The sequence below is a fragment of the Halomonas sp. 707D4 genome (assembly GCF_024158685.1).
In the GTDB taxonomy this organism is placed as follows: domain Bacteria; phylum Pseudomonadota; class Gammaproteobacteria; order Pseudomonadales; family Halomonadaceae; genus Vreelandella.
In genome coordinates, this window is sequence record NZ_JAMZBD010000120.1 from 1 (window position 1) to 7691 (window position 7691).

Sequence of the window (7691 nt, forward strand, 5' to 3'; positions counted from 1 at the left end):
GTCATGGAAGTGTATCCGCAGGTCGAACTCAGCTCGATCGAGGGCACTGAAGTCGAGCGTCCGGTCGTGAGCGTCACCGATGCCGACGTCGACGAGATGATCGAGACGCTGCGCAAGCAGAACGCCGAATGGAAGGAAGACGACAAGGCCGCCGAAGACGGCGATCAGGTCACCATCGATTTCCAGGGCTTTTTGGGCGACGAGCCTTTCGAAGGCGGCAGTGCCGAAGGCCACGCGCTGGTGATCGGTTCCAACAGCTTCATCCCGGGCTTCGAGGAGCAGCTGATCGGTGCCAAGGCCGGTGAAGAGAAGACCCTGACCGTGACCTTCCCCGAGGACTACCAGGCCGAGCACCTGGCGGGCAAGGAAGCGACCTTCAAGGTCAAGGTCCACAAGGTCAGCACCCAGGCGCTGCCCGAGGTCGACCAGAGCTTCTTCGAGCGCTTCGGTATCGAGGACGGCGACGAGGCCAAGTTCCGCGCCGAGATCAAGAAGAACATGACCCGTGAAGCCTCCCAGGCGGTCGACAATCGCGTCAAGCAGCAGGTGCTCGACGCGCTGAAGAAGGCCAACGAGATCACCGTGCCGAGCGCGCTGGTCCAGCAGGAGACCGACGGCATGAAGCGCCAGGCTGCGCAGCAGTTCGGCCTCGGTGAAGACTTCGACGTCAGCCAGCTGCCCAACGAGCTGTTCGAGGAGCAGGCGCGTGGCCGCGTCCAGGTCGGCCTGCTGCTGGCCGAAGTGATCAAGACTCACGAGCTCGACGCCGACGACGCCGCGATCAAGGCCAAGGTCGAGGAGCTGGCCGAGCAGTACCAGGACCCGTCCGAAGTCGTCGACTACTACATGGGTAACGACGAGCTCAAGACCCAGGTCAAGTCCGCCATCCTCGAAGAGAAGGCGGTCGACAAGCTTCTCGAGCAGGCGACGGTCAAGGATGTCGAAATGACCTACCAGCAGGCGCTGGCCGCTGCCCAGCAGCAGGCAGAGCAGGGCGAAGGCGAAGAGTCCGAGGCCTGATCCAACGCGTGGCGCGCCCGGCGCGCCACTCTCTTACCGGACGCAAGGAATCACCCGAATGAGTGAGTTTGATATTCAAAACGCCGGCGGTTTGGTACCCATGGTGGTCGAGCAGAGCGCCAAGGGCGAACGCGCCTACGATATCTATTCGCGCCTTCTCAAGGAGCGCGTCATTTTCCTCGTCGGGCCGGTCGAAGATTACATGGCCAACCTGGTCGTGGCGCAAATGCTGTTCCTGGAGTCCGAGAATCCCGACAAGGATATCCATCTTTATATCAACTCGCCTGGTGGCTCGGTCACGGCAGGCATGTCGATCTACGACACCATGCAGTTCATCAAGCCGGACGTCTCGACCGTGTGTATCGGTCAGGCGGCGAGCATGGGCGCGCTTCTGCTGACCGCAGGTGCCGCGGGCAAGCGGTACTGCCTGCCCAACTCGCGCGTGATGATCCACCAGCCGCTCGGCGGCTACCAGGGTCAGGCATCGGACATCGAGATCCACACTCGGGAAATCCTCGGCATCCGCGAGAAGCTGAACCAGATTCTCGCCCACCATACGGGCCAGGATATCGAGAAAGTGGCGCGTGATACCGACCGCGACAATTTCATGAGCGCCGACAAGGCTCAAGAGTACGGCCTGATCGACGCAGTGCTGGATAAGCGCCCTACATCCTGATAGCGTTATCGGATTCCCGCTTTTCCAACGAGCTTTCAAGGCGGCGAGCGCCGCCGCAGCGATAGAGGTACGCCAATGGCCGACGGCAAAGGCAAGGACGAAGGTGGCAAGCTGCTCTACTGCTCGTTTTGTGGCAAGAACCAGAACGAAGTACGCAAGCTGATTGCCGGCCCGTCCGTATATATCTGCGATGAGTGTGTCGATCTGTGCAACGACATCATTCGCGAGGAAGTTCTCGAAGCCGATGCCGAGAGCGACGAGGAGCGTCTGCCTACGCCTCGCGAAATTCGCCATACCCTGGATGACTACGTCATTGGCCAGGACCGTGCCAAGATGGTGCTGTCGGTGGCGGTTTACAACCACTACAAGCGCCTGAAGAGCGACGTGCGCGATGGCGACGTGGAGCTGGGTAAATCCAATATCCTGCTGATTGGCCCGACCGGTAGCGGCAAAACGCTGCTGGCGGAAACCATGGCCAGGCTTCTGAACGTACCCTTCACTATCGCTGACGCGACCACGCTGACCGAAGCGGGCTACGTGGGCGAGGATGTCGAGAACATCATCCAGAAGCTGCTGCAGAAGTGCGACTACGATGTCGAGAAAGCCGAGCGCGGCATCGTCTACATCGACGAGATCGACAAGATCTCGCGCAAGTCGGACAACCCCTCGATCACCCGCGACGTGTCGGGCGAGGGCGTCCAGCAGGCGCTTCTGAAGCTGATCGAAGGCACCACCGCCTCGGTTCCGCCCCAAGGCGGGCGCAAGCACCCGCAGCAGGAGTTCGTGCAGGTCAACACTGCCAACATCCTGTTCATCGTGGGCGGCGCCTTCGCCGGGCTCGACAACGTCATTCGTGACCGCGCCGAGAAGGGCGGCATCGGCTTCAACGCCAGCGTCAAGAGCAAGGAGTCCTCGCGCGGCGTGGGTGAGGTGCTGGCCGGCGTCGAGCCGGAGGATCTGGTCAAGTTCGGCCTGATTCCGGAGTTCGTCGGTCGTCTGCCGGTGATCGCCACGCTCACCGAGCTGACCGAGGACGCGTTGATCCAGATCCTGACCGAGCCCAAGAACTCGCTGGTCAAGCAGTACGCCAAGCTCTTCGAGATGGAGGACGTGGCACTGGAGTTTCGCGAGGAGGCGCTGCGCGCCGTTGCCGCCAAGGCGATGGAGCGCAAGACCGGTGCTCGCGGCCTGCGCTCGATTCTCGAATCGGTGCTGCTCGACACCATGTACGAGATCCCCTCGCTCGAGGACGTCAGCAAGGTGGTCATCGACGAGTCGGTCATCGCGGGCGAAAGCCAGCCGCTTCTGATCTACTCCAACCAGCAGAAGGCTCGCGTCGACGGCACCGACGGCTAGTGCGCCTTTCGACCTGAGTGCTCGCAAAAGCCAATCCAAGGGGTCGCCTAGGCGACCCCTTGCCGTTGACTGAGCCGCGCCCGGGCCTGGCCGCTGCGCGAACCCGGGGCTCGGGTCATCGAGCCGCGTCTTCCATACTGTCAAGCGCTTTAAAGTGGTAACGCTTCACCAAGCGCTTCTCCGATTTTGAGGAACGTCTGCGATGCAGCAGAACGCCGATCAGACACAGTGTTTACCCATGTTGCCGCTGCGCGACGTGGTTGTTTACCCGCAAATGGTGATCCCGCTGTTCGTGGGTCGGGAAAAGTCCATCCAGGCACTCGAGGCCGCGATGGAGTCGGACAAGCGCGTTCTCCTGGTGGCCCAGCGCGAAGCCTCCCAGGACGAGCCGGACAACGACGATCTCTACCGCATGGGCACCGTGGCCGACATCATGCAGCTTCTGAAGCTGCCGGACGGCACGGTCAAGGTGCTGATCGAAGGCAACTTCCGCGCCGACGTGGTCGACATCGAGGAGAACGAGGCGGGCTATACCCAGGCACACCTGATCCCGCGCGAGAGCGAGCCGCTCACCTCGCGCGAGCAGGAGGCGCTGGTGCGCGTGCTGCTCAACCAATTCGAGCAGTACGTCAAGCTCTCCAAGAAGGTGCCCAACGAGGTGCTCAATTCGCTCTCCGGCATCGAGGACCCGAGCCGGCTGGTGGATACCATCTGCGCCCACCTGTCGCTGAAGATCGGCGACAAGCAGGAGCTTCTCGAGATGGATCGCGTGCGCGATCGCATCGAGCACCTGATGGCGTTGATCGAGTCGGAGATCGATCTTCTCCAGGTCGAGAAGCGCATCCGCTCTCGGGTCAAGGAGCAGATGGAGAAGACTCAGCGCGAGTACTATCTCAACGAGCAGATGAAGGCCATCCAGAAGGAGATGGGCGAGCTCGACGACGTGCCCAACGAGGCCGAGAAGTACGAGCGCGCCATCAAGGAATCCGGCATGCCCAAGGAGGCCGCCGAGAAAGCCACCCAGGAGCTTAACAAGCTCAAGATGATGGCGAGCAACTCGGCGGAAGCCACCGTGGTGCGCTCCTACCTCGACTGGCTAGTCGCCGTGCCCTGGAAAAAGCGTACCCGCGTCAAGCACGACCTGGTCAAGGCTCAGGAAGTGCTCGACGAGGATCACTATGGCCTTGAGGAGGTCAAGGCGCGCATTCTCGAATACCTCGCGGTGCAGAAGCGGGTCAAGAAGATGAAAGGGCCGGTGCTGTGCCTAGTCGGCCCGCCCGGGGTGGGCAAGACCTCTCTGGGACAGTCGATCGCCCGTGCCACCAATCGCAAGTACGTGCGCCTGGCGCTCGGCGGGGTGCGCGACGAGTCCGAGATTCGCGGCCACCGACGCACCTACATCGGCTCGCTTCCCGGCAAGCTGATGCAACGCATGGCCCGCGCCGAGGTCAAGAACCCGCTGTTTCTGCTCGACGAGGTCGACAAGCTCGGCATGGATCACCGGGGTGATCCCGCCTCGGCGCTGCTCGAGGTGCTCGACCCGGAACAGAACAGCAGCTTCAGCGATCACTACCTCGAGCTCGATTACGATCTCTCGGAGACGCTGTTCATCTGTACCGCCAACTCGATGAACATCCCCGGGCCGCTGCTGGACCGCATGGAGATCATTCGTCTGCCCGGCTACACCGAGGACGAGAAGCTCGCCATCGCTAGGCGCTACCTGCTGCCCAAGCAGCTCGGCGCTAACGGCCTGAAGCCCGACGAGCTGGCCCTCGACGACGAGGCGCTTCTGGAGCTGGTGCGCTACTACACCCGCGAGGCCGGGGTGCGCGAGCTCGAGCGCCAGATCGCCAAGGTGTGCCGCAAGGTGCTGCGCGAGCATGTCGAGGCCGAGGTGAGTGCCAAGAAAGCGGGTGCGACGGTTGCGCGCACGCTCACTGCCGAAGACATCGAGACCTACGCCGGCGTGCGCCGCTACAGCTATGGCCTGGCCGAGAAGGAAGACCAGGTCGGCCGCGTGACCGGGCTTGCCTGGACCTCCGTGGGTGGCGAGATCCTGACCATCGAGTCCGTCGTTACCCCCGGCAAGGGGCGGTTGAACAAGACCGGCTCGCTCGGTGACGTGATGAAGGAGTCGGTGAGCGCGGCCCAGACCGTGGTCAAGGCCCGGGCGGCGGCGTTCGCGATCGATCCGCAGCGTTTCGAGAACGAGGATCTGCACATTCACGTGCCGGAAGGCGCCACGCCCAAGGATGGCCCGAGTGCGGGGATCGCCATGGTGACGGCGATCATTTCCGCCTACACCCAGCGCCCGGTACGCTGCGATGTCGCCATGACCGGTGAGGTCAATCTGCGCGGCGAAGTGCTGCCCATCGGCGGGCTCAAGGAGAAATTGCTGGCAGCCCGCCGGGGTGGTATAAAGACCGTCCTGATCCCTGAGGAAAATCGTCGTGATCTCAAGGAAGTACCGGACAATATCAAGGGAGCGCTCGATATTCGCCCGGTACGCTGGATAGATGATGTATTGACGGTCGCGCTGGCCGATGAAGCGGTAGAAGGAGCGACGACGCTCGCCGGTACCGATCCATCGTTCAAGGGTACTACCGCTGCCAGCACGCACTAAGCAGGTCCGAAGAGGCTTGCATCGATAACGGGCGCCCGGAGCAACGGTCCGGGCGCTCGACACTGGGTCGCTTGACAGGTGTTTCAAGGCATTGCTATAAAACGCAGCTACGCTTTGAGGTTGTACCTGCCGGTGACCGCGCCGTTCAGAGCCATTTTGCGAAACATTTAAGGGGTGAAGTGTGAATAAGTCCGAGCTGATCGAAGCTATTGCCGCGTCTGCCGATATTCCTAAGGCAGCGGCAACTCGCGCATTGGATGCCATGGTGGAGTCCGTCACCGATAGCCTCAAGAAGGGCGACAGCGTTTCACTGGTAGGTTTCGGCACGTTCGCGATCAAGGAGCGCGCCGCCCGTACCGGTCGTAACCCGCAGACCGGTCAGCCGATCGAGATCAGCGCTGCCAAGGTGCCCAGCTTCAAGGCCGGTAAAGCGCTGAAAGACGCCGTCAACTAATTGGCTCGCGTTTTCGTGTAACGTAATGGGCGCATCGCTTGGGCGATGCGCCCATGTTTTTTTCAAGCCCCGGCAACGGGCGATGCGTTTGGCTGCGACGATCTGAGGCAAGCATGCTGCAAAGTATTCGAAACGGCTCCCGAAGCTGGGGAGCCAAAATCATCATCGGGCTCATGGTGGCCGCGATGGCGCTGTTCGGCGTCGAGTCGCTGTTCAGCGCCTTTGGCCGCGATCCCAACCAGGTCGCCAGCGTCAATGGCGAGCCGATCCTGCGCCAGCAGGTGGAACTCGAGGTCCAGCGCGCGCTGCGCTCGGGCCAGGTGCCGCCGGAGCAGGAGCGCGCCCTGCGCAACGACGTACTCGACCAGCTGATCACCCAGGAGCTTCTGAGCCAGTACGCCGAGGAGGGCGGTTTCCATCTTTCCGATGATCAGCTCGACCAGGTCATCGTCACGCTGCCGGAATTCCAGGATGAGCAGGGCCGCTTCAACCCCGATATCTTCCGCAACCAGCTCGGCCGCGCCGGTTACACGCCGATGGCGTTCCGTCAGGAGCTCGAGGGCGATCTGAAACGCCGCTACCTGCAGCAGGGCATCGCGCAGAGCGACTTCAGCCTGCCAAGCGAGCGCGAGCAGATGGCGGCACTGCAGAACCAGCAGCGCAGTTTCCGCTACGTGATGCTGAACGAAGGCGATATCGATTTCACCCCGAACGTCACCGACGAGGACGTCGAGGCTTACTACCAAGCCAACCCGGAGCGTTTCGAGCGTCCGGAGCAGGTGCAGGTCGAGTACGTGCTGATCGATCGCCAGGCGATGGCCGAGAACGTCGAGGTCGACGACGAAGCGCTCAGGCGTGCCTGGCGGGCACAGAACCGCACCGCCGAGCGACGCGTGTCGCACATCATGGTCACTTATGGTGACGAGCGCAGTCGCGATGACGCCGAGGCGCGTGCCCAGCAGGCGCTCGACGATCTCGAACAGGGCCAGTCCTTCGAGGACACCGTGCTGCGCTACTCCGACGATACCGCCAGCGCCGAGCAGGGGGGCGATCTTGGCGTGATCGCACCGGGCATCATGGGGCAGGCCTTCGATGATGCGGCCTTCGAGCTTGCCGAAGGCGAAACCTCGGGGTTGGTCGAAATGGGCGACGCCTTCCACGTGCTGCAGGTCACCGAGGTCGAGGGCCCGAGCTTCGAGGAGCAGCGCGAAACGCTCGCCCAGAGCGCGGCGATCAGCGAAGTCAGCGACGACTTCAACCGCCAGGTGCAGCGCCTGATCGACGAGAGCTTTGCCGCCGACGATCTCGGCAGCGTGGCCGACGATCTGGGCCTTGCACTCCAGCAGACCGGCTGGATCGCCCGCGACGAAGCGACCGGCGTTCTTTCCGAGCCCGGGGTGATGGACGAGGCGTTCAGCGAGGACGTGCTCGATGCCGGCTACAACAGCGAAGTGATCGAGCTCGACGACGACCGGCGCCTGGTGCTGCGCGTGGCGGATCATCGCGAAGCGACCGTGCTGCCGCTGGACGAGGTGCGTGAGGAGATCGAAGGGTACGTCGCC

The 7691-nt window shown here is 62.7% G+C and carries 6 protein-coding genes; all 6 read left to right on the forward strand.

The genetic code is table 11. The annotated features are described in order from the left end of the window. Window positions 1–1020: trigger factor (gene tig, locus BIS11_RS07125; RefSeq protein WP_253585866.1), on the forward strand; the 1020-nt coding region annotated here is incomplete at its 5' end. Between the two features lie 58 nt (window positions 1021–1078). Continuing rightward, window positions 1079–1696 carry an ATP-dependent Clp endopeptidase proteolytic subunit ClpP gene (clpP, locus tag BIS11_RS07130; protein WP_227391360.1) on the forward strand — a complete coding sequence of 206 codons (618 nt, stop codon included), beginning with the start codon at window positions 1079–1081 and terminating at the stop codon, window positions 1694–1696. Between the two features lie 75 nt (window positions 1697–1771). Next, a complete protein-coding gene (gene clpX / locus BIS11_RS07135; protein WP_253418240.1) occupies window positions 1772–3052 on the forward strand; it encodes an ATP-dependent Clp protease ATP-binding subunit ClpX in 1281 nt (426 codons plus the stop codon). A gap of 202 nt (window positions 3053–3254) precedes the next feature. Then, complete coding sequence (gene lon / locus BIS11_RS07140; protein ID WP_253418243.1) at window positions 3255–5675, forward strand: endopeptidase La; 2421 nt, start codon at window positions 3255–3257, stop codon at window positions 5673–5675. 181 nt (window positions 5676–5856) lie between these two features. Beyond that, window positions 5857–6129 carry a nucleoid-associated protein HU-beta gene (hupB, locus tag BIS11_RS07145; RefSeq protein ID WP_227391363.1) on the forward strand — a complete coding sequence of 91 codons (273 nt, stop codon included), beginning with the start codon at window positions 5857–5859 and terminating at the stop codon, window positions 6127–6129. Window positions 6130–6242: 113 nt separating this feature from the next. Beyond that, a partial coding sequence (locus BIS11_RS07150) for a SurA N-terminal domain-containing protein (RefSeq protein WP_253585867.1) occupies window positions 6243–7691 on the forward strand: 1449 nt, incomplete at its 3' end.

Bases quoted from the DNA above. Each gene is read 5' to 3' on its own strand.
- clpP (WP_227391360.1), top strand. From the start codon at position 1,079: ATGAGTGAGTTTGATATTCAAAACGCCGGCGGTTTGGTACCCATGGTG.
- clpX (WP_253418240.1), top strand. From the start codon at position 1,772: ATGGCCGACGGCAAAGGCAAGGACGAAGGTGGCAAGCTGCTCTACTGC.
- lon (WP_253418243.1), top strand. From the start codon at position 3,255: ATGCAGCAGAACGCCGATCAGACACAGTGTTTACCCATGTTGCCGCTG.